Annotated in this window: 3 protein-coding genes; all 3 read left to right on the top strand. The window is 36.1% G+C overall.

Translation table 11 applies throughout. From position 1 onward, the window contains the following. Genes F5ESL0237_RS08655 through F5ESL0237_RS08335 form a run of 3 tightly spaced genes read left to right on the top strand, consistent with a single transcriptional unit; the run spans position 1 to position 1,171 of the window. Complete coding sequence (locus F5ESL0237_RS08655; protein ID WP_122025214.1) at positions 1-147, top strand: RusA family crossover junction endodeoxyribonuclease; 147 nt, start codon at positions 1-3, stop codon at positions 145-147. 15 nt (positions 148-162) lie between these two features. Further along, a complete protein-coding gene (locus F5ESL0237_RS08340; RefSeq protein WP_122025213.1) occupies positions 163-654 on the top strand; it encodes a hypothetical protein in 492 nt (163 codons plus the stop codon). A 10-nt stretch (positions 655-664) separates the two neighbouring features. Then, positions 665-1,171: an ArpU family phage packaging/lysis transcriptional regulator gene (locus tag F5ESL0237_RS08335; RefSeq protein ID WP_122025212.1), complete on the top strand. Its 507-nt coding sequence runs from the start codon at positions 665-667 to the stop codon at positions 1,169-1,171. Positions 1,172-1,327 lie beyond the last annotated feature (156 nt).

Here is a 1,327-nt window from a genome sequence, read left to right as displayed (position 1 = left end):
ATGAAAGTTAATCACGCATTGCACAAGGCTGTGTGCCTAAGCGAAGGGCTATATAGAGACGATAAGCAAGTAGTCGATTTGACCGTTGAAAAATGGTACGGAGAAAAGCCACAAGTAGAAGTGACAGCCTTGTGGCATGAAGAATAAGGAAGGTGATTACTGATGAGCAGTACTATACCATATAACTTGTTACACTATCTTGAAGATAGATATAAAAATAGGGGTTATATTCCTGAAAATGACGAGATGTTAATAAAGCTACGTAACAAACTTGAAGGACTTGAGAACCGAATAAAAGTCGATAGATACCGTGACAATGTTGCAAGACTGTTGGACGAAGGATACAGCATAAGGAGTATTGCTGAAGCAATGGATACTTCAGACGATGTGATTTTAAAGGTTATTCGTGAAAATAAGCTTGTTGCTCATCCACAATTTAAGTATTTAGCGATAAACGAAATAACTTATGCCAAAATCTACAGTACAACTTACACTGGTTACAGTTATATGGTCAATTGTCCATCTTTTATTGGGGCAAAGATAAATCTAGCCCATGCAGGTTATGAACTAATACAGAATAGAAATAAGTATAATTGGCAAGACATTGATTTAGGTGATTTGTATATTGTTAACGGTAAGATAAATAAAAAATAAGTTGGTTAGGATGATGATTGGAGTTGAACAATTAGTTTTGTTTAAAAAAGCGAAGTTAGATAAAGCCAAAACAGCACAGGCAGTTAAGGATTTTTTTACAGAAGACTTTGGTCATTATCTTAATCTGGCCAACAAACATTTGAGTGATATATCTAGTCCAACACTTGATCCTAACAATGTTGGCGGCCATGATGGGCTTAATCATCAAGACGAGCGAATGACAGCTAATCTTGATGCTCAAGCTTGCGTGCTGGCAGTAGATCACACTATTAGCAGTTGTAGCCACATTAGTGGGATTATTATTTATCTGTATTTTATTGAACACTGGTCTAATGACCGAATTAGGTCTAAGTTAGGATATCAAAGTACTAGATTTAATGAGGTAAAGAATGATGCGTGTGTTGAATTTGCTGAACGCTTTGATTTCTGGCGAAAAGAAGATGGCTCATCCATTGAAGATTTACAAGTTTTTGAGAGCTTAGAAACGGCTGAGGAAATTTCAAAAAGCGGTCATTGAGCGACATAAGAGCGGTCAAAGAGCGAAAGCCAAGCGGTCATAATCTATTGTATTATGGTATTGTCAAAAAATTAGGGTAATTCCTAATAGCTATTAAGACCGTCCAAAACGACGTTAAACTAGCTAGATTTTATTCATTTCTAACCTCCTTAAATA

Source organism: Lactobacillus sp. ESL0237, from assembly GCF_003692985.1.
Lineage (GTDB): Bacteria > Bacillota > Bacilli > Lactobacillales > Lactobacillaceae > Lactobacillus > Lactobacillus bombicola.
Note: the sequence above shows the minus strand (reverse complement) of the source record. Positions and strands in the feature narration are given on the sequence as shown.

What these genes read in the sequence shown, in the direction of transcription:
- F5ESL0237_RS08335 (WP_122025212.1), top strand. Translation starts at nt 665, where the DNA reads ATGATGATTGGAGTTGAACAATTAGTTTTGTTTAAAAAAGCGAAGTTA.
- F5ESL0237_RS08340 (WP_122025213.1), top strand. Translation starts at nt 163, where the DNA reads ATGAGCAGTACTATACCATATAACTTGTTACACTATCTTGAAGATAGA.
- F5ESL0237_RS08655 (WP_122025214.1), top strand. Translation starts at nt 1, where the DNA reads ATGAAAGTTAATCACGCATTGCACAAGGCTGTGTGCCTAAGCGAAGGG.